At 75.5% G+C, this 21,381-nt stretch carries 8 protein-coding genes and 1 pseudogene; 5 read left to right on the plus strand and 4 right to left on the minus strand.

Going from position 1 to position 21,381, the window contains the following annotated elements:
• The first annotated feature begins 97 nt into the window (after window positions 1-97).
• From OG335_RS35350 to OG335_RS35370, 5 genes and pseudogenes are all read left to right on the plus strand, one after another.
• Window positions 98-3,646 carry a DUF6603 domain-containing protein gene (locus OG335_RS35350; protein WP_405015239.1) on the plus strand — a complete coding sequence of 1,183 codons (3,549 nt, stop codon included), beginning with the start codon at window positions 98-100 and terminating at the stop codon, window positions 3,644-3,646.
• 111 nt (window positions 3,647-3,757) lie between these two features.
• Window positions 3,758-8,503 (plus strand): hypothetical protein, encoded by a 4,746-nt coding sequence (locus OG335_RS35355; protein WP_405015240.1) that lies wholly within the window; start codon window positions 3,758-3,760, stop codon window positions 8,501-8,503.
• The gene (locus OG335_RS35360; RefSeq protein WP_405015241.1) at window positions 8,500-13,011 is read left to right on the plus strand and encodes a hypothetical protein; all 4,512 of its coding nucleotides are present in this window, start codon (window positions 8,500-8,502) and stop codon (window positions 13,009-13,011) included. Before OG335_RS35355 ends, OG335_RS35360 begins: the two co-directional genes overlap by 4 nt.
• 16 nt (window positions 13,012-13,027) lie before the next feature.
• On the plus strand, window positions 13,028-14,716 hold the full coding sequence (locus tag OG335_RS35365; protein ID WP_405015242.1) for a hypothetical protein: 1,689 nt from the start codon (window positions 13,028-13,030) through the stop codon (window positions 14,714-14,716).
• 461 nt (window positions 14,717-15,177) lie between these two features.
• Window positions 15,178-15,832: pseudogene (locus tag OG335_RS35370) on the plus strand (SMI1/KNR4 family protein); the annotation flags it as partial.
• Between the two features lie 393 nt (window positions 15,833-16,225).
• Here OG335_RS35370 and OG335_RS35375 read toward each other — a convergent pair.
• From OG335_RS35375 to OG335_RS35390, 4 genes are all read right to left on the minus strand, one after another.
• Entirely contained in the window at window positions 16,226-16,714 is a 489-nt protein-coding gene (locus tag OG335_RS35375; RefSeq protein ID WP_405015243.1) for a hypothetical protein, read from the minus strand.
• 758 nt (window positions 16,715-17,472) lie between these two features.
• Window positions 17,473-18,903: a serine hydrolase domain-containing protein gene (locus OG335_RS35380; RefSeq protein ID WP_405015244.1), complete on the minus strand. Its 1,431-nt coding sequence runs from the start codon at window positions 18,901-18,903 to the stop codon at window positions 17,473-17,475.
• Between the two features lie 55 nt (window positions 18,904-18,958).
• Entirely contained in the window at window positions 18,959-19,996 is a 1,038-nt protein-coding gene (locus OG335_RS35385) for an LLM class flavin-dependent oxidoreductase (protein ID WP_405015245.1), read from the minus strand.
• Window positions 19,996-20,916: a RimK family alpha-L-glutamate ligase gene (locus tag OG335_RS35390; protein ID WP_405015246.1), complete on the minus strand. Its 921-nt coding sequence runs from the start codon at window positions 20,914-20,916 to the stop codon at window positions 19,996-19,998. The genes OG335_RS35385 and OG335_RS35390 overlap by 1 nt, the downstream gene beginning before the upstream one ends.
• Between the last annotated feature and the right edge of the window lie 465 nt (window positions 20,917-21,381).

Below are 21,381 nucleotides of genomic sequence, written 5' to 3' on the forward strand. Positions count from 1 at the left end.
TGGAGATCAGTTTGTAGATTTTACAGGCAATCTATGTACTTGTAGGGCAAGATGTGAATCTGCCGGGGTGGGCTGGTGTGCGATCGAGGGGGATCCCATGACGGTTCGGGTGGATCGGGCACTGGCCGAGGCCGCCGTCGAGCTGGTGCGCCCGCTCCTGGCGGCCGCGCGCACCCCCGCCGACGCCGAGCGGCTCTTCGAGACCCTCGACTGGGACCCGCTCGCCGTCACCGGCCTCTCCGAGGCGCTGACGGCCGCCTTCGCCGCCTGCAGGAGTGCCGTCGACCAGGTGGTTCCCCTAGTGGAGAAGGGGCCCGACAGCTTCTCCGACGTCCAGGCCGCCCTGGCGGCGGCCGGGCGGGCCGCCGTCGCCCTGCGCGACACCGCCCGCGCGTGGAAGCCCTCGGCGGAGATGTCGCCCGAGCTCGCCGTCACGCTGGTGGAGACCTTCGTCGAGGACCTGCTCAACGCCCTCTTCGACCGCTGGCTCGAACTGCGCTTTCCCTGGCTGGCCGGCGTCCTGTTGCTGCTCGGCGTCCGCACCCTGCACGTCGAACCCGAGATCAGGATCGGCGCGGCGCCGCCCGTCCGGCGGGCCGCTCCCCGGCCGCGGCTGCACCTGGACCGGCTCGGCCGGGCGCTCACCGAGCCGGCCGAGGTGGTACGGGAGAACGCCTTCGCCGACGGGACGGCCGCTGTCCAGGTCGCGGACCGGATCGGCCCGCTGGTCGCCGAGGCCGTCCGGCAGCTCGGACTGAACGCCGTGTACGGTATGCCCGCCGCATCCCTGGACGGCACGCTCGACCCGGACGCCCGCGCCGCGGCCCGGCGACTGCTGCGGGTGTCGCTGGGCGCACCGTTCGGCGACCCGCCCCGCGCGGCAGGCGGGGCCGGCACCGAGGGCCGGGCGGACCTGGCACTGACGGCCGGCCTCGGCGACGGCCCCACCGGCCTCGTCGTGGCCGTCGTCCTGGCCGGGGCACTGGACGCCCGCTGGACGTTCGGCGACTGGACGGTCGAGGCGGTGCTGCAGGCCGTCGCCCCGGCCCTGCTGATCGACCGGGACTCGGTGACCTTCGCCGCCCCTGACGGGGACGGCGGCACCGGCGAGGTGAGCGGCCGGCTCACCGTCACCGCGGACCCCCAGGACGGCCCGCTGCTCCGGATCGGCCCGGCCACCGGCACCCGGCTGGAGATCGACGGCGTCACCGCCTCGGTCGACGCCCGCGCGGCAGCGGGTCAGCCCTTCTCGTTCACCGTGGGCCTGCACACGGGCGGCGCCCGACTGGTGCTCGGCGCCGGCGAGGACCCCTTCCTCGCCCGGGTGCTGCCCGACGAACCGCTGGTGGTCGCCCTGGACCTCGGCGCGGAGTTCAGCCCCGGCACCGGCCTGCGGTTCACCGGCTCGGCCGGCCTGGACCGCACCTTCCCGGTGGCGCTCGAACTCGGACCGGTCCGCATTCCCCGGGTCCGGGTCCGCTTCGCCGTGGACAGCACCGGCGTCGCCGTGGAGGTCGGCGCGGACCTCACCCTGGCCCTCGGCCCGCTGCTGGTCTCCGCCGCCGACCTCGGGCTGCGGCTGGAAGCGGCCGGCGCCGAGGACGGCACCGGGAACCTCGGTCCGCTCGCACTGCGCGCCGCGCTCAAACCGCCGACCACCATCGCGCTCAGCGTCGACTCGGGGCCGGTCTCCGGATCCGGCGCACTCATCGTCGACCCCGGCCGGGGCCGCTACGCGGGCGCCGCCCAGCTGCGCATCGACCTCGGCGGCTACGACATCCGGCTGACCGCCCTCGCGGTGATCGACACCCGGCTGCCGGACGGCACCCCGCTGCGCGGCCCCGACGGCTCGGACGGCTGGTCGCTGCTGCTGCTCGCCTCCGGCAGCTGGGCGCCGGGCTGGCAGCTCGGCCTCGGCTTCGCGCTCTCCGGCCTCGGCCTGCTGGTCGGCGTCAACCGGGCGGCCGACCCGGAGGCACTGCGGGCCGGCGTGAAGACCAGGGCACTGGACGCCCTGCTCTTCCCGTCACCCGCCACCACGTCCGGCGGCACCGATCCGACGGCCCTGCCCGAAGTCCTGGGCGGGCTGTTCCCGGCCGCCCCCGGCCGCCACGTCGCCGGCGTCATGGCCCGGATCACCTGGGGCCCGCAGCCGCTCGTCACCGCCGACCTCGCGCTGTTCCTGGAGTTCCCGGCGCCGCTGCGGGCCGGGCTCGCGGCGAGGATCACCGCGGCCCTGCCCGACCCGAAGGCGCCCGTGGTCAAGCTGCGCATGGACGCCGTCGGCCTGGTCGACCTCGGCACCCGCACCGCCTCCCTGGACGCGGTCCTGGTCGACTCGGCGATCGCCGGGTTCCCGCTCACCGGCGAGATGGCGATGCGCCTGCAGTGGGGCGCCCGGCGGCGGTTCCTGCTGTCGGTCGGCGGGTTCCACCCGCGCTTCACCGACAAGCCGGCGGGCTTCCCGCAGCTGCGCCGGGTCGCCCTGGACCTCGGCCGGGGCGACAACCCGCGCATCCGCGCCGAGGCGTACCTGGCCGTCACCTCCAACACCGTGCAGCACGGCGCGCGGGTCGAACTCAGGGCGTCCAAGGCCGGGTTCACCGTCGAGGGCCAGCTCGGCTACGACGCGCTGATCCAGCTCTCGCCGTTCGCCTTCGAGGTGGACGTGTTCGCCCGCGCCGCCGTCAAGCGCGGCAGCAAGGTACTGCTGGCGGTCGGCATCGAGCTCAACCTGTCGGGGCCGAACCCATGGCGGGCCCGGGGCAAGGCCCACTTCAAGATCTGGTTCGTGTCGGTGTCGGTCTCTTTCGACGTCACCTCCGGCACCCGGGCCCGCACCACGCTGCCGAAGACCACCGACCCGCTCGCCGACCTGCGCCGGGCCCTGGCGGACCCGACCTCCTGGTCCGCCTCCGCGCCCGGCTCGGGCCCGGTCACCGTCCGCCAGGTCCGGCCCCGCGCCGGAGAGGTGCTGGTCCACCCGCTCGGCGAGCTCACCGTGTCGCAGCGGGTGCTGCCGCTGGGCGTGGTGATCGAGCGGGTCGGCCCGGACCGGGTGGATCGCAGGACGGCGTACGACATCGCGGGCGTGCGCTTCGGCACCGGCCAGCAGTCCCGGCCCGGCCCTCTCGGAGCCGCCGTCACGGACGCGTTCGCCCCCGGCCACTTCCTCGAACTCGACGACGCCGCCAGGCTCAGCAGGCCCTCGTTCGAGAACATGCGTTCCGGCTACCGGATCGGCGCGGCGGGCCTGCGCTGCCCGTCCGGCGGGACCCCGGACGGAGTGCCGCTGACCACCTTCGGCGAGCTCGGCTACCGGACCGTCACCAAGGACGAGCCCGACCCCGCGCTCTCACCGGCGGCCGGCGGGACGGGAGGGGCCGCCGCGGCCCGGCTCGAACCGGTCGCGGCAGCGGACCTGTTCACCTTCGCGGCCGGCGCCCCGGCCGCGCCCCGGCCCCGGTTCGCCGCGGCGGGACCGGCCCTGTCCACCGTGCCGGTCCGCCACACCACCCCGGGCGGTCCGGCGTCCGGTGCCTGCTACACCGAGACCGCCCAGGCCGGCGGCGGAGGGCAGCGGGTCGTCACACTGACGGCGAGCGCGCTGCGGGCGGCCTCCGGAACCGTCGCCACCCCCGCCTGACGGCACGCCAGGTCCTGTCCACAACCCGGACCATCCGTGACCGGACCCGTCCGAGCCCCCACCCACCGACGACGCCGTTGCTGCGGCACCGACCAAGGCAGGAGACACACGTTGAGCGGAGGGCTTCGGTTCCTGCCCTGGGTGCGTGACGGCCTCGCCGGAGGCGTGGACGGGCAGCCGGACGGCACCGGCGGCGTCAGGGCCGCGACGACCGTGGGGCTCACCCTGACCCGCGGCGGCGAGCCGCTGGACGGCGGCCGCGTCCTGGTGACCGTGCTCGGACCCGGCGACGTCACCGGGCTCGACCCTGCCCAGATCGTGCGCGCCTTCCCCGCATCCGGCAGCGCCGACGCCGAGACCACCGGCTTCGCCGCCGTCGAGTTCGCCCGGCCCGACCTGCCGTGGATGTTCAGCCCCGGCGCACCGGACACCCGGGGGCGGCTGCGCCCGTGGCTGGTCCTGGTGGTGCTGCCCGAGGACGAGGGCGTCCTGGACAGCCCGCCGGGGCGGACGCCGGTCCTGTCCTGCCCGGCCGCCTCGCTGCCCGACCTCTCCCGCTCCTGGGCCTGGGCCCACGCCCAGGTGCTGGTCGACGGCGCCGGCCAGGACCCGGCCCAAGTGCTGCGCGACCACCCGGAACGCGGCTCGGCGCGGCTGCTGTGCCCGCGCCGCCTGGAGGAGGGCGTGCGCTACCTCGCCGCGGTCGTCCCCGCCCACGAGGCCGGCCGCCGCGCAGGGCTCGGCCTGCTCGCCCCCGAGGACGACGGCGGGCCCGCGGCCGACGCCTGGGACCCGTACTCCGGCGCCACCGCGACCCTGCCCGTCTACCACCACTGGCGGTTCACGGCAGGGCCGGAGGGCGACTTCCAGACCCTGGTCGAGCGGCTGACCGCCCGCCCGGCGACCGGCGTCGGCACCCGGCCGCTGGACGTCAGCGGGCCGGCCCCGCTCGCGGTCGGCCCGGCGGACCCGGCCGCCCGCACCGTGCTGCCCAGCGCGCTGCGCGCCCCCGGGGAACTGCCCGACTGGCCGCTGCGGGACTCCTGGCGGGCCGCCATGCGGACCGTCCTGTCGGCCACCGACCGGCTCACCCCGCCGCTGTACGGCGGGCCCTACGCGCCGGCCGGGCTGTCCGCCGACGGCGCCGAGCCCGCCTGGCTCGCCACGCTCAACCTGGACCCCCGCTACCGGGCCATCGCCGCCCTCGGCGCCCGGATCGTCCAGGACCACCAAGAGGAGCTGGTCGCCGCCGTCTGGGAGCAGGTCGTCCGGCTGCGCGACGCCAACGAGGTGCTCGGCCGGGCGCAGCTGGCCCGGGACGCCGGCACCGCGCTCTACCGGCGCCGGATCACCGGCACGCTCGGCCGGTCCGCGGCCGGCCTGGCCGCGGCGGCGTCGGCGCGCCTGTCGGACGCGGCACTGCTGGCGGTCACCAGGCCGGTGCACGACCTGGTGACCGTGCCGTCCGCCGGCACGACCGGGCTCGCGGCGGGCCCCGGAAGCCCGGCTGCGCTCGCCGCGGGCACCGCCGCGGTCGCCGACGTCCTCGCCGAGGGGTCGCCTGCGGTGGCCGCCGCCGTCACGCCCGCCTTCCGCCGGGCCGTCCGCGGCCCGGCGTCGCTGGGCGGCCGGCTCGGCACCACCGCCGACGCGGCCGTCGCCGGACTCGCCGCCCACCTGGTCGACCCGGTGCCCCCGGCCGCGCTGCCCGCCGGTGCGGTCGCCGACCTTGCCCTGCGCGACCCGCGCGGCAACCCCCTGGACCTCGCGCTCTTCGACCCGGGGCTGCAGGCCACGGCCGACGCGTGGTGGAAGCCCCCGGTGCCGCCCGCGCCGCTGCCGCCCGCGAACGGCCCCAGGGTGGCTGCCACCACCTCGGTGGTGGTCGGCTTCGGGGCCGAGTTCGTCCTGGGCAACGACAACAGCCTGTACGAGCTGGCCCGGGGCAAGTGGCGCCGCCACCCCGCCGAGATGTGGGGCGACGTATGGGCCCTGGGCGGCGGGCTGGCCGCCGTGCCCGACGATCGCCGGGTGTTCACCCTCGCCTCCGGGATGAGCGGCATGCGCCGGCTGATCGAGCGGCGCTGGGAGGTGGACCGCTGGGTATGGCGGCCGCACACCGAGGTCAGCGGCTCCTGCGGCGCCCCGACCGTCGCGGCCGGTTCGCTCTGGCTGATCGTCGGGGACCAGCTGGCCCAGATGAACCTGGCCACCGGGGCCTGGACGTACCATGGCAAGCCCCCGCAGCTCGGAGGCGTCTGGACGATCTGGCTGGACCCCGACCGCGCGCCCGGCGTGTTCGCCGACGGCTCCTCGGTGTTCGTGACCACCCAGTGGGGCACGCTCTACCAGCGCCGTCGCGACGCCGACGGCATCTGGCGGTGGTACGAGCGGATCACCAAGGACCCCGCCAACCCGGGCGGCCCCGACCTCTACTTCAGCTCCGCCCCGGTGCCGGTGGGCTCCACCGCCGTCCGGCTCACCGAACGCGCCTGGACGGAACAGGCTGTGACCCGCCTGTGGGAGTACCGGCCGTCCGGCGGCTGGATCAACCGGGGCTCGCCGCCCGCCTCGCTCGGGCTGCTCGGCCACGCCCTCGGCGGCTCCGGCGGCAGCGGCGCCAACCACCTCGTGCTGCGCAACGGCGCGGCGGCGACGGTGACCGGCCTGGACACCGGCACACCCCAGTGGACGACCTACAACATGGGCCTGCCCGACCCCGCACTGGCCCCGACCGAGGCCAACCCCGCCCAGGGGCTGCTCTTCTGGACGCAGACCGACGGCGCCATCGTGGTCGGCGGCCCCGGACGCCGGCTCGGCATGGGCCTGGGCTACCCCGCCGACACCGCGGGCCGCGGCGACCTCACGGACTGGCCGACCGCGGACCGCTGGCGGTTCGCCCCACCGGTCGGCGTGTTCGGCTCGCTGGTGGTGGCGCACCTGGACAACCCGGGCGGGCTGAACCACGTCCGCCACCGGGTCGGCCCCGACCTCGGCTTCGACGGCCGGCCGCGCGGCGCCTGGGGCCCGGCCGACCCCCACGCCAGCCCTTCGTTCCACGGCGAGGCGACCGGCCTGGGCATCGCCGTCGCCGACCTGAACGGCAACGGCCGCCCCGACCTGCTGGTGCTGACCGTCGAACCGCAGGCCGACGGCACCCGCCGGGCGGTGTACCGGGTGGGACGCGACCTGGACGCTGCCGGCTCCGTGACCGGCGGCTGGCTCGGCCCGTACACCGGGCCCGACCCGCTGCCCGCCGTCCAGGCGTGCGACGTCGCACTGACCGACCTGGACGGCAACGGCCGCCCCGAACTGGTCCTCGCCTACGCCTTCCAGGGCCGCATCGCCTACCGGGTCGGCTGGTCGCTGGCCGCCGACGGAACCGTCACCGAGGGCTGGGGGCACAGCACCGACGTGCCCTGGCCGTTCACCGCCGAGGTCACCGGCCTCGGCATCGCCGTCACCGACCTGCTCGACGACGACGACTGCGCCGACCTGGTCGTGGTCGCCGCCACCCGCAACGGCACGGCCGACCGCGTCGACCACCGGATCGGACGGCGCGTCAACCGGCGCGGCAGGGTCACCGGCGGCTGGACGGAGGCACTGCCGCTGGGCAGTGAGCCGACCGGCGCAGTGCCCCACCAGGGCCTCGCGGTGACGGTCGCCGACTTCACCGGAAGCCGCCGCCCCGACGTGCTGGTCCTCCGGATCGAGAACCACCCGACCGACAACCGCGGCCTGTTCCGGATCGGCTTCGACCTCGGCAACGACGGCCGGGCCGCGTGGTGGGGCGCCGAGACCCAGATCCCCGGCTGGTGGGGCTGGGAGAACGCCGGCGCGGGCATCGCCGTCGCCGACCTCGACCCGACGCTCGTGGCCCGCAGACAGGCCGTCGCCGAACGCTTCGTCTCGGCCGCGATCCGCCACCAGACGGCGGTCTCCGCCGCGCAGCGCCTCACCCACAGCACCGTGCCCGCGCCCGTCCCGGTGTCCCAGGCCGCGGCCGCCGTCCGCGCCGCCCTCGACCCGGCCGTCCAGGTCACCGAACGCGCGCTGGCCCGGATCACCCTGGACGGCGCCCCGCCGGCCCCGGCCCCCGGCGGCGACCCGCTGCGCCCGCTGGCCGCGGCCGTCGAGTTGGCCCAGCCCGTGTACGAGCTGCTGCAGGCCTTCGACCCGCAGCAGCTGATGGCGGGCGCCGAACTGCTGCCCGCGGACACCCTGACGATCCTTCAGGCCGACCCCGCCTACCTGGAGGCGTTCCTGGCCGGGCTCAACACCGAGCTGAGCCGGGAACTGCTGTGGCGCGAGGTACCAGTGGACGGCGGCACCACCTGGTTCCGCACCTTCTGGGACATCCGCGGCGCCCGCCCGGCCGAGGCCACCGACATCACCCCGCTGACCGAGTGGACGGGCGGCGAGCTCGGCACCCACACCACCGGCGCGGGCGGCCCCGACGAGGGCGTCTGCATGCTGCTCATCCGCGGAAACCTGCTGGACCGCTACCCCGGCACCGCCGTCACCCTGCGCCGCGCGGCCTGGGAGGCCGGCGCCCGCACCATGCCCGAGGGCGGCGAGGAACGGCTGCCGCTGTTCGGCGCCCGCCTGGGCGCGGACACCCGGCTGCTGTGCTTCCCGGTCACCCCGGAGAAGGCCCGCGGCACCGCCGGGGACCCCGGCTGGTACGTCGCTTTCCGGGAGCCGCCCGCGAGCCTGCGGTTCGGCCTGGACACCGGGGCCGAGGAACCGGCCGACCCCACCAACTCCGCCCACTACGCCCTCGCGACCCTGCAACTGCCGGTCTGCTACGCCGTGCATGCAAGCGACATGATCCTCCCGGAGGCCGCCCGGTCATGACCACGCCCATCCCAGCCCCGCCGTGGACGATCGGCACCACCCTGCCGCTGGCCCTGCTGCCGGTCCGGGTGGAGACCCGGTTCACCGGAGCGGAGAACGAACGGCTGCGCATCCGGATCTTCCCCGACACCCTGCACGTCGACAGCCACGAGCCGCCGCTCACCGCGGAGGAGGTCGCCGCCGCCCGCCGGTACTGGGAGGACGCCTGGCGGGCCGCCGGCGAACAGGCCCGCCGCACCGAGGCCTGGCTCGGCCTGGTCGCCCTGTTCGGCCCCGGCCGGGCCCGCTGGATCGCCCAGGTGATGGAGCCCGACCCGGCGGGCAGGCCGGCCGCGCCGATCCCGCCCGGCGCGCCGCTGCCCACCGCACCCGCCTTCCCCAGCCCCCGGCTGCGCGCGGCCTCCTGGACCAGGGCGGCGGTCGCCCGGCTGCTGCCCGCACGGTGGTGCGCGGTCGCCGTGACCGGGGAGCAGCGGGCCGCCGCGACGTCCGAGCGCCCCGTCCGCCCCGACCTGGTGGTCGGCCTCGACCCGGACGCCGACCTGTCCGCCGTACCGGACGACGCGGCGCCCGTGGACGCCGCCACCCGCTGGATGACGGACTACCAGGCGGCCGTCGATGCCGGCATGGCCCTGACCCTCGACCTGCCGCCCGCCCTGCGCGAGGGCATCGACCGGCTCCTGGTCTTCGGCGTCTCCCAGCCACCGTCCCCGACGGCCGGCTCCGACGCCCTCGCCCACCTGCTGGAGGCGCACGCCGCCACCGACGGCCTGGCCCACCTGCCGCCCGGCACACCCACCAACAACACCGATGGCGCCCGCTCCGGCCTCGACCCGGCCGAGCCCGGCCCGCCGGTGTGGCACACCGACACCGCCCCCGATCGGACGACCGAGGCCGGCCGCCTGGCCCGCGCCCTCGGCCTGCCGCTCAGCCACGACCCGGGCGGCTACCTGGCATCCGCCCGCACCACCCCGCCCCGCCCGGGCGCCCCCACCGCACCGGCCCGCCTCCTGCCCGCCGGGCCCGCCGACACCGAGGCGGCACGCACCGTCCAGGCGGCCACCTGGTCCGCGACCTGGGGGTACTTCCTGCGCCACATGATGGCCGGGGCCGCCACGCCCGCCGACGTGGAGCGAGTGCGCGCCCACTACCTGGACTGGGTCAGGGCCGAAGGGCCGCTCCCGACCCTGCGGATCGGCGACCAGCCCTACGGCGTGCTGCCGGTGATGGAGACCGGCACCTGGGAGCCGCTGCCCGGCGAGAGCGACGACCGGGCCGGGATCGCCCTCCTCGCCCGGCTGCGCTCCTCCGTCTGGAAGCCCTCCGTCGACCGGGTGCCCCGGCTCGGCCGGCCCGCCCAGCCGGAGGAGAACCTGGTCGGGATCCTCGGCTCGGGGCCGCGCGCGCTGGAGGTGCGCGCCCGCAGCCTCCTCGGCGAGGAGTACGTCATCTGGCTGTGGCGCTTCCTGCGGCTGAGACTCGGCAAGGACTGGCGCAGCCGCCTGTTCACCGAACCGATGGCGGTGCTGCGCACCCTCGAACTGGCCGGCGAGCCCCCGCTGGCCAGGGCCGTGTTCGCCTCCGGCTCGTACCCGCTGCGCACCCCGCTCGCCGCGCCCGGCACCGCCCCGGGCACCCCCGACGGCTACCTCACCGCACTCGCCGCCCGCGGGCTGCTCCCCGCCGCACTGCTGCACGAGGACCGGGCCGTGCCCCGCCCGCTGCTCCACCGGCTGGCCCGGGCCGCGCTGCTCGACGAGTTCTCGCGGGCCGCGGCCCAGCTCGGCGCCGCCGAACCGACCGAATCCCAGCTGATCGACATCGCCGAGGGCGAGACCACCCCGACCCTGGAACGCCGGCTGGCCGGGCCCCGACCCGCCGGAGCGTCCACCACCGGTCAGGACGGGCTGCCCCCGGCGTCCTCGGCCGCCACCCTCGGCGAGTACCTGGCTCTGGCCCTGCCCGCCGACCCGGGCGGCGCACGCCTCGCCGAGCAGCGCGCGGCCCTCGCGGCCGCCGCCGTGCTCACCCCGGAGCAGGCCTCCCGCCACCTGGCCGGTGTCCTCGGACTGGCCTCGCACCGGCTGGACGCCTGGATCACCTCCTTCGCCACCAAGCGCCTGGAGACCCTGCGCAGAGCCACCCCCACCGGCCTGCACACCGGAGCCTACGGCTGGGCCCTGGACCTGCGCCCCGCCGTGCGGCGCATCCCCGTCACCACCCGCCCGCCGTTGGAGAGCGGCCTGCTCACCCACGGCGGCCCCGCCACCGGGTACGTGCTCGCGCCCTCGGTCGGCCAGGCCACCACGGCGGCGGTGCTGCGCAGCGCCCAGCGCTCCCACGGCGGCGAGGCGTTCGCCGTGGACCTCTCCTCGCGGCGCGTCCGGCTGGCCGGCACCCTGCTCGACGGCGTACGGGCCGGGCGGCCGATCGGCGTGCTGCTCGGCGCCCTGGCCGAGCGCGCGCTGCACGAGCACCCGCGCGGCACCATGGACCGCTACCTGCCGACCCTGCGGGCCCTCGCCCCGGCCGAAACCACGGTCGTCGCCCCGGACGGGACCGTCTCCTCCGGCAGCGCCGCCGGAGTCCTCACCGACGGCCTGGCCCTGCACCTGGCCCACCGTGACGGCCGACTGCCGTGGGGCGGGCCTGCACCCGCGCCCCGGCCCGGAGCCCCCGCGCCACTGCCGCTGCCCGCCGGCGGCGAGGACCGCGCCGCGCTCGAACAGGTGCTGTCGGTGCTCGCCGACGCGGTCGACGCGGTGCACGACAGCCTGCTGGCCGAGGGCGTGCACCAGGTCGTCCAGGGCCGCCCGGAACGGGCCGCCGCCGCCGTCGACCTCCTCGCCCGCGGCGAGGCCACGCCCGCCGAGCTGGAGTTCGCTCGCAGCCCGCGCAGCGGCGACGCCGTCACCCACCGGCTGCTGCTGGCCGGCAACCAGACCCCGGTCAGCCGGGCCGACTGGCCGGCCGCCATCGGCCACCAGCCGCGCATCCTGGCCGCCGCCGCGGCCGACGCCGTCGCCGCCTCCCTGTTGCCCACCCCGGCCCGGGTGCGGTGCGTCCTGCACTGGGAACCGCAGGACGACGGCAGCGGGCAGCCGCTGCCGCCCGCCGTCGTCAGCGACCTCACCTTCGACCGCCTCCAGATCTCCGCGATCGACCACGTCATGGCCCGGCGCAAGGGCCTCGCGGTGGACGACACCGCCGAACTGGAACGCCGGATCGCCGTCGCCGCGTGGGCCGCCGCCCGCCCGGCCGCGGCTGCCGGCCACCCGTACCGGCTGAGCCTGGACTTTGGCCGCCTGCCGTCCTGGCCGGCCGGGGCCGTCTCCGTCACGGAGTTCCTCACCGCGGTCGGCAACGTCCGCGAACTACTGCTGCGGGCCCGCCCGCTGACCGCCGCGGACCTGGTGCCCCCGGGCGACGAGCCGACCGCCGACGAGCAGTCGGCCGCCACCGCCGCGCAGGACACACAGAACCGCGCCGACTTCGCCCTCGAACACCTGCGCTCCACCCTCGCCCAACTGGGCGGCGAGACCGCCCCGGAGATCACCGAGGCGACACTGCCCGCCCTGCGCACCGCCCTCGTCCGGGCCGCCGGCGCCGGCATCGCGGCAGCCGTACCGCCACCCGCCGGCCGGCCCGGCGAGAAGGAGGCCGTCACCCAGTGCACGGCCGCCGCCCGGGCCGAACTGCTGCGCCGCCTGGCCGCCCACGACGCGCTCGTCTCCACCCACGCAGCCGAACACCCGGCCGGCGCACCCGCCACCGCCCGCGAGCGCACCGAACACCACCGCGACCGCCTCCACGAACTGCTGGACGCCGACCTGCCGGTGCTCCCACCGCTGCTCGCCCCGGTCGGCACCGGCCTGGCCGACTCGCTCGCCTCCGCCCCCCTCCAGGGCCGCCCGGGCACCGCGCACCGCTGGCTGCGCCAGTACGGGCGCGTCCGCGGCGGCGCCGCGCGCTGGCAGGACGCCGTCGACTTCGCCGACATGCTCGGCGCACCCCTCGCCGACGCCCCCCGCGAGCGCCTACGCGTCGCCCAGCTCCCGCACCGCCCCGGCGACGTGTGGTGGGGCGCCGAGAGCACCACCCGGCCGGCCGACTCCGGACGGCTCTCCCTCGTCGTCGGCATCACCGCACCGGGACCGCTGGACCTCTCCCGGCAGATCCACGGCCTCGCGCTCGACGAATGGACCGAGACCGTGCCCGCCACCCGGAACACCGCCGCCCTGGCCGTCGAGTACGACGCCCCGGCCGCCGCGCCGCCGCAGACCGTGCTGCTCGCCGTACCGCCGAACCGGCGGGAGGCCGCCTGGTCGCCCGCCGCACTGGAGCGGCTGCTGCACCAGACCCTGGACCTGGCCCGCATCCGTGCCGTGGACCTGGACCTGCTGGAGGCGGTCGGCCAGTTCCTGCCCGCCGTGTACCTCGGACTCAACACCGACGGCCTGGCCGTCTCCACCGACCTCGCCGTCGACGCCGCCCCGCCGGCCGGCTGACCGACCCGGAGAACCCATGCCCCAGCAGCCGTCCATCACCTCCTGGACCAGGATCGAGCCGCGCACCCGCGCCGCCGACATGTCGCCCGGCCTGGCGGCGGCGACCGCCGACCCGCTGTGGCTGCTCGCCCGGCAGTGGCAGGTCGGCGAGTTCCGCGGCGAGGACGCCGGCTCGCCCGTCACCGTGCGAGTCCGCGCCCAGGCCGCGCCGCTGGCCCGCTACCGGCCCGAGGGCGGCCCGGTGCCCGGGACGGCGGTGCCGATCGACCCGACGCTGCCGCTGGAGGCGGTGGTCGAACGGGAACCCGCCCCCCTCGCCCACGACCGGCGCCTGGCCGCCCAGCTGGGCCTGGACCTCCTGCGGGCACTGCGCTCGGCCGGCGTGAGCCCCGCGATCGTCACGGCCGTCCTCGCCGCCTACCCGCTGCCCGCCCCGGCACCCGACACCGGCGACCCGGCCGTCCCCGCCATCCCTGCCGACGACGACACCGCCGGCTACCACGCGGTGACGACCGGCCGCGCCCCCGACGGCCTGGCCCTGCTGCGCGAACGCGGACCCGGCCGGATCCCGATCCCGGCCGACCAGACCGCGCCGGTCGCGCGCGCCGTCCAGGACTGGCTGGCCACGGCGGGAGAACCCGCCGTCGCGGCCGCCACGGGCCGGGCCTGGAACCAGGAACGCATGGAGTACGCCTTCGCCGTCGCCGCCCGCGACGACACCGGCGAGACCGTGCTGGAGGCGCGCGGCTACCACGGCGACCGCCTCGACTGGTCCGACCTCGACGTCCGCGAGGAAGCCACGCTCGGCACCCCGCCTCCCCTTGACGCCGTCCCGGCCGCCGCCGTGGAACACGTGGTCAGGACGGTGCTGCCCGCCGTCGCCGCCTACCCGGGCATGCCCGCCACCCGATGGTGGGAGATGGAGGACTCCCGGGTCTACTGGGGCGGCATCACCGCCGAAGGCACCGACCTGGCCCGGATGCTGGTCGCCGAGTACGCGACCGGCTACGCCAACGACTACTTCCTGGTGCCGCTCGACCTCCCGGTCGGCAGCGTCACCCGGGTCGGCTCGGTGGTGGTCACCGACACCTTCGGCGAGCAGATCCTGATCCCGCCAGCCGGCCCGGACTGGACCCTCTTCCGGCCCAGCACCACCCCGGCCGCCGGCGCCACCGGGCCCCGCCCAGCCGCCGACCTGCTGCTCACCCTGCCCACCGTGCTCGACACCCTGGACGGCGAACCCGTCGAGGAGGTGCTCCTCGCCCGCGACGAGGCGGCCAACCTCGCCTGGGCGGTGGAGCACAGCGCCACCGGCCCGGCCGGCCGGGCCGTCGCCCTGACCCCCCGCCCGGCGGCCACCCCGCCCGCCGCCACCGCACCGGGCGGGGTGCTGCACTACCGGCTGACCACAGGCGGACCGGAGAACTGGGTGCCATTCGTCCCCGTACCGGACCCGGCCCACCCGGGACGCACCCTGCTGAAGCGGCTCGGCGCCACCGCACGCGGGGCGGTCCTGGACCGCTCCGTCCCGATGACCGTGCCCGAGGAGGAGATCCCGCCCGGCGGGACGCGCGTCGTACGCCACTGGCAGCTGTCCCGATGGACCGGCGGCCGCACCGTGCTGTGGCTGGCCCGCGCCCGCGGCGCGGGCCGGGGCGGCGCCTCGTCCGGGCTGCGCCACGACGTGCTGGAGGAGCTGCGCTGACCGGCCGGCCCGGGGGCGGCCGCCAGCTTCGGCGCCCGCTCCGGGGGTGTCCGCGAACGGCCCGCCGCACGGTCAGAACACGTGACGCCAACGCAGCAGCCGGGGCCGCCCGTCCGGGTCGACCAGCAGCCGGTTGAGCGGCCGGGCGAGCGCGGCCGCCCCGCGGGAGAGCCCCGCCCGGGCGGTAGGCCCGCAGCCGCCCGGGCGGCCGCGGATGCGGCGAACACCCGGAAAGCGCCCTCCAGGTCGCAGAGCGCCGCGGTGGTGGCGGGGGCGTTTCCGGCGTCGAGGTGTTCCCGGGACAGTTGCAGCCGGAGCTCCCGGCGAACCGGCGGGCCCCGTCGTCCGCGGGCGGGCGGCCGTCCGCGGTGCCGTCCAGGACGGCGCAGGACCACGTTGCCGTCGCCGACCCGTCGGACCGCTGTTTTCTCTGGAGGCATGACGCGAAGAGGGTAGCCGTCACCTTGCCGGATGCCGCCGTGCAGGACCTGGTCGGCTCGCCGGGGTGGATCGTCATCGGCGGCAACGGTGGCGGGGACCAGGTGGCCGTCGACCTGACACCGGCCCCGCGCGGTCACCTGGGGCAGATCATCGTGCTCGACCATGAGCAGAGCATCGGCGCCTACCTGCTCGCCGAGTCCCTCACCGACCTGGTGCTGAACCCGGACCGGGACTGTTCCGTCAGCCGGAAGCGGGACCGCTCGCCGTTCGCGGCCAGGGTTTCCCACCAGGACCTCACAAGCGTCGAGGCCGCGGCCCACCCCACTCTGGAGATCCTGAGCCTCGGAATGGGAGACGGTGAACCGTTCGCCTCGCCCCCGTCCTGGGGCTGCCCCACCTGCGTACCCTCTCCGCCGACCCCGGGACACTCGCCGACCCGTTGGAGATCGCTGGGCTGACCGGACTGGAGTTCCTCGAACTCGCCCCGCAGGACCGGCGGGCCCTCCTCGACGCAGGTGCCGTCCCCTGCAGCCTGTCGGCGGCTGCCATCAGCGCGTACGCCACCACCCGCGCCCGGTCACGGCCCTGGCGAACGAGATCCTCGCCCTGCGGGAGCGCCCCCTGATCACCGAGACCCGCCTCGACGGCAACCTCGAACCGCTGCCGGTGCCCTAGCCACGACGGCCTGCCCCTGCCACACCCGCCTCATCCCCGATGGCTGCTACGGCCCGGTCGCCCGTCGGCCGGGGACACCACCACCCCGTCGCGCCCGGCGGGCGACCGGGCACTGCGGACCTCGCACCTCTCAGGAGGACATTCCAGCGCGATTCGTAGCGGCTGAGCCCTGCTTCTCACAGGGGCAGTGGGCGGAGCATGACGGTGTAGCGGGGGAGTCAGGGAAGGGCTGGCGGGTGCCGATGGGCCGGTAGCCCCACGACTCGTAGAGGGCCTGCACCTTGGGATGGTCGGGGTCGACGAGGAACGCGGCGAGGTGTTCGGGGCGGTCGGCGAGAAGGGCCCGGTGGAGGGCGGCGGCGGTGCCAGTCTTGCGCCAGGCCGGGCGGACCATCAGCTCGGACAGGCCGAAGGTGGCCGACTCTCTGTTGGCGGGTGCGAGGTCCAGGTGCTCGCGCCACCATTCGCGGTGGAAGGCCAGTGGTGCGCCGCGCTGGAGGTCGCCGAGCAGGTCCGCATCCGGCCCGGGAGCGGGACGCCGGTCATCAGTGCGAAGACGGTGCTGCCGATGGTGGCGTGTTCGATGTCGCCTTGGCCGAGCTGGGCGAGGGCGAGGCGGGCGGTGGCCATGGCCCGGTTGCGGCGGAACTGCCCCGGGAGTTGGGCGAGTGCCCGGTGGGAGTGGGCTTCGGCCTGCTGCGCCTGGCCGAGCTGGAGGTGGGCGATCGAGTGGAGCGCCCACAGTTCGGCGCTTCCGTAGAACGCGGTCCAGGACGGCCGCGCGACTGCCGTGTCCTGGGCTTTGGTGAGGGCTTCGCCGGCGTGGCCGAGCGAGCGGATGGCGGCCTGCCGGTCGCCGAGCCCGGCGTGTGCGACTGCCACCCGGGCGTGGGCGAGGGAGGCGAACAGCGGGTCGCGGCGTCCGGCGCCGGTGGCTGCCCGGCCCGGGCCGCCGCGAGGGCCTCGCCGTGGCGGCGGCGCTGGTGGGCGAGCATCGCCACCGAGTTCCATGCCCGCAGCTGTGCGACCGGGTCGCGGGCCAGGCCCGCCAGGACGAGGCACCGGTCGAGGTGCTGCTGGGCGTGGTCGACGCATCCAGAAACGCCTCGGCTACCTCAGCCCCATCGAGTACGAGGAGAAGCACTACGCCGACCAGGCGACGGCCGAACAAGCGAACCTGAAACCCCGTCAACCCATCCTGACAAGCTGATCAGCCCCTCCCACACACCAGGGGAACCTCATCGCGTCGGCCGGCCCGCAGCCGGGTCCGCCACGGGCAGACCTCCTGCGCGGACTACGGCTGCACCCGCCCGGTCTGCCGCCAGGCGGCACTGCGCGCCCGCCGACGCCGCGACAACGACCGCGCCCAGGGCCTGGCCGCCCGCCTCGACCCCACTCCCGCCGCGATCCGGGCCGCCGTCCTGGTACACCGCGGCATGTCCACCCAGGACATCGCAGACGCCTCCGGCATCTCCCCCACCCTCATCCGCCGCCTGCTGCGCCCGCCCGAGCGCTCACCCCTCTGGTGCGCCGGGCCGCGCTGCGCCTGTCCCGCGGTCCCGGCCACTGCCCTGAAGTCCGTGTCCTGCCTTGTCCGGCTCTTCGCCGGGGCCTGGCGAGGTCCTGCTCCCGGACATCTCCTACGCGACGTCAGGTCGTGTCATGAGGGGCGATCGCGCGTGCAACTCCAGGCTGGGACCGGTCAGGGGCAGTGTGCTCCACGTCGCTGTCGCGGTCCTGGTGTCGGCGTCGACGACCAGCCGGACTCGGTGCGGGGTGGTGATGACGTAAAGGTCGGCGACGAACACGCTGCCCTGCCAGGCTCCGGCCGAGACGACCGGCCGACCGAGCGGGGAGCTTTCCCGCCATTCGCCGTGGCCGACCTCGACGTCGAGGAGTGGCCCGAGCCGTACGAGCCATCCGCCGTCGGTGGGATCGACGACGACCTTCGTTCCGTCGGGCAGAGCCGAAACCTCTGCGGAGGCGTCCAGCCTCGCGTCGACCGAACGCTCCGGATCGGCCGTACCCGGCACCGGCGGCAGTGACAGCCGCTGCAGCCGATCGGCGAGGATCTCGTCGTCCTGGGCGCTTCCCGCCCGGCCCACGCCGGGCAGCAGGCACTCCCACATGGCGTCGAGCACCTCCTGAGCCTCCCCCTGGGCGGTCACGGCGACCACGAGGTCATGCGACGGGACCACCACGCACTGTTGTCCGAAGGAACCGTGACCGTGGTATCCGTGACGCGACCTCCAGAACTGGTAGCCGTACCCGCAGGAGAAGTCGGCGTCGTCCGATCCGTCGTCCTTGAACGGCAGGCAGCCGATGTGCCGTCCGGTCGCGAGTTCCACCCACTCGCGCGGGACGAGCTGTCGGTCGCCCCGGCGGCCTCCACGCAGCAGCAGTTCACCGAAGGCGGCGACGGCCTCGGTCGTGAGGTGCAGCCCATGGAACCCGAAGGCGGCACCGCTCTTCACCCGGTCCCATTCGGCGTGGTCGACGCCCATCGGCTTGAAGATGCGTTCGTCGAGGAACTCCGGGAGACCCCGGCCCGTGACCCGTTCCACCATGCGAGCCAGGATGAAGGTGGTCGAGTTGTCGTAGGTGTGCCGCGTTCCCTCGGCTGCGGCGAAAGGCAGGCGAAGGAAGCCCTTCACCAGGTCGTCGGGCTCTAGCTCCCAGGCCTCGGCGAGACTGTCCGTGGGGTGCCCTGCTGTCATGGACAGCAGGTGGTGAACGGTGATGCGGCAGCCCTGCTCCGAGACGTCGGCCGGGACGTGGTCGGGCAGTACGTCCACCACCCGATCGCCCAGCGAGAGCAGCCCGTCGGCGATCGCCAGCCCCACGGCGATCGACGTGAACGACTTGGTCAACGAGTAGAGAAGGTGCGGACGGTCGGCGGAGTAGGGCGCCCACCAGCCTTCGGCCACGACGCGACCCCGGTGCACGACCATGATGGAGTGACACTCGACGGACCGTGCTTCGAGACGGTCCAGCAGTGCGGTGATCGAACGGGACGACATCCCCGAGGCGGCCGGTGCCGAACGTGGCAGCAGGGTGTGCTGAGAAGACATTCTGGCTTCCTAACAGATCCACGCGCCCCGGCCCGGTGCCGGTACCGCCAGGGGTCTACCGCGTCGGGAGCGCGGCCTTCGCCGGGGCGATGACGTCGCGGCCGAAGCGCTCCATCTCGCTGTGCTGGGGCGAGAACTGGAGCAGCATCAGGTCGACCCCCGCCTGCTCGTAGGCCTCGATCCGGGCGGTGATCTGTTCGGGGGTGCCGATCAGGTTCGCGCGCAGGCCGCGGTTGGAGACGCTGTACTCCTGCAGGGAGACCTCCGACTCCAGGTGCGAGCCCTCCACGAAGTCCCGGTAGGAGGCGTACGCCTCGGGGGAGGAGCGGACGTCCAGGATGCGGCGCAGCTCGTCCTGGGCCTCCTGCTCGGTGTCGCGGCAGATCACGTAGCCGGAGACGCCGAAGGTGAGCGGCGGGAGGCCGTGGGCCGCCCGGCGCCCGCGCATGTCGGAGATCTTCGCGGCGATGGTCTTGGGCGGGTCGCCGTGCATGACGTAGGCGTCGCCGCGGGAGGAGATCAGGTCCTTGGCGGTGGGGGACTCGCCGCCCATGTAGATGGTGGGCCGGCGGGTCGGCTTGGGCTCCATGACCGCGCCCTGGAGGTCGTAGAGGGCGCCGTGGTGGGTGACCGTCTCCTCGGTCAGCAGCCGGTGCAGCACCTCCAGCCACTCGGCGGTGCGGGCGTAGCGGGCGTCGTGCACGTCGAAGGGGACGCCGTACTGGGTGGCCTCGTCCTTCCACCAGGAGGAGACGACGTTCAGGCTCAGCCGGCCGGGGGCGATCGTGTCGAGGGTGGAGAGGGCCTTCGCGGTGAGTGCGGGATGGTGGTAGTTGGGACGTACGGCGAGCATGAGTTCGAGGTGCGTGGTGACCGCGGCGATGGCGGGGGCGAGGGTCCACGCGTCGATGCTGGGGGCGCGGTGCCCCTTGATGTCGTTGAGGTTGAGCTCGGCGATGAGGGTGAGGTCGAAGCCGTGGTGCTCGCCGGCGACGGCGAGGTCGCGCAGGTAGGGCCAGTCGACGGACATGCCCTCGTCGGGAACGTTGCGCAGCCAGCCGCCGAAGATCGGCATCCAGTACCCGTAGCGCATCAGGTGCCTTCCTCCTCGGCGATCAGCCGCTTCAGGAGCCGGGCGATCTGCCGTGGCCCGGAGCGTGGCGCGGTGGCCTCCACCTCGGGGTTGTAGTTGGTGTTGGTGTTGACGTCGTAGGTGACCAGGCGTCCCTCGGCGGTCTCGATGAACTCGAAGCCGGCGACCTCGATCCGGTGCCGGCGGGCGAAGTCCAGGTACTGGCCGAGGACCGGGTGGTCGAAGTCCTTGCGCAGGGCGAATAGGCTGGAGGCGAGCGGGCCGCCGTCGATGGCGCAGGCGTCGGCCGGGCAGAGTTCGAAGCCGCCGCGGGCGGTGTCGGCGGTGAGCGCGTACACGATCTCGCCGTCCACGATCTCGACGCGGGTGATCTGCGGTTCGGCGGCCTTCAGGTACTCCTGGAGCAGGGTGATCCCGTCCACGGGTGGCTGGTGGCCGGGGTCGTCGAGGTGGTCGGCGAAGGCGTCGACGCTCTCGAAGAGGGCGACCCCGAGTCCCTTGCCGCCCTGGTTGTGCTTGGCGATGAAGGGCGCGGGCAGTGTGGCGGCGGCCGCCAGCAGGTCGTCGCGGCCGACGACGGCCAGGGTGCGGGGGACCTCGATGCCGGCCGCGCGCAGCGCGGTGAGCTGGTCGACCTTGCTCATCTCCAGCTCCAGCACCCGGCGGCCGTTGACGACCCTGCGGCCGTTCGCTTCGAGCCAGTTGAGTACGGACCGGGTGTGGTCCTTGGCCAGTGCGTGGCCGCGGGTGTGGGCGGAGGCACTCATCCGGGACCAGAACACGCCGGGCGGCGGCTCGGAGTCCAGGTCGAGCACACCGGCGCCGAGCAGCCACGGCTCGTGGTCCACGCCCTCGGCCTCGAAGGCCGCTGCGAACGGCGGGTACCAGTCCGGGTTCTCGTGGATCACGTACGCCTTCATCCGGTGTGCCGCCCTCCGCCGAAGTGACCGTGGTCCGAGGCTATCGCACGTGACTTCGTGCACCCCCGGCCGGGCCCTGCAGCACCCTCGACAACCACCGGCCCGGCTGCGCCGACCGGCCCGCCGACGTCGACGCCGCCCTGCTGCACCTGTTCCCGGCGGCTGGTACGTCTGTGCCCTGGTGGCCATTTCCAGGGAGCGCGAGGCCGGGCCTCGGCGCCCGATCGCTCACCGGCGCGGTCGGGCCCGTCTGCTGTCGGGGGTTCTGTCCGGCGTGCAGGGTTCGGCTTCCCGTCGTCGGAGTCCGCGGCGCATGCCGTGGAGGGCCGGGCGGTGTGCCGTCCGGTCGGCGCTTCGACCGCGTCGTGGGCGCCCTCGTCGAGGCCGGCCGAGCGGCCGGAGGGCCGGGGTCCGGCTGTGGCGGCAGCCGGGCCATGGGGCAGGATGGCAGTCCGTTCGGAATGC

The sequence above is a fragment of the Kitasatospora sp. NBC_01539 genome, assembly GCF_045040525.1.
Taxonomy (GTDB): domain Bacteria; phylum Actinomycetota; class Actinomycetes; order Streptomycetales; family Streptomycetaceae; genus Kitasatospora.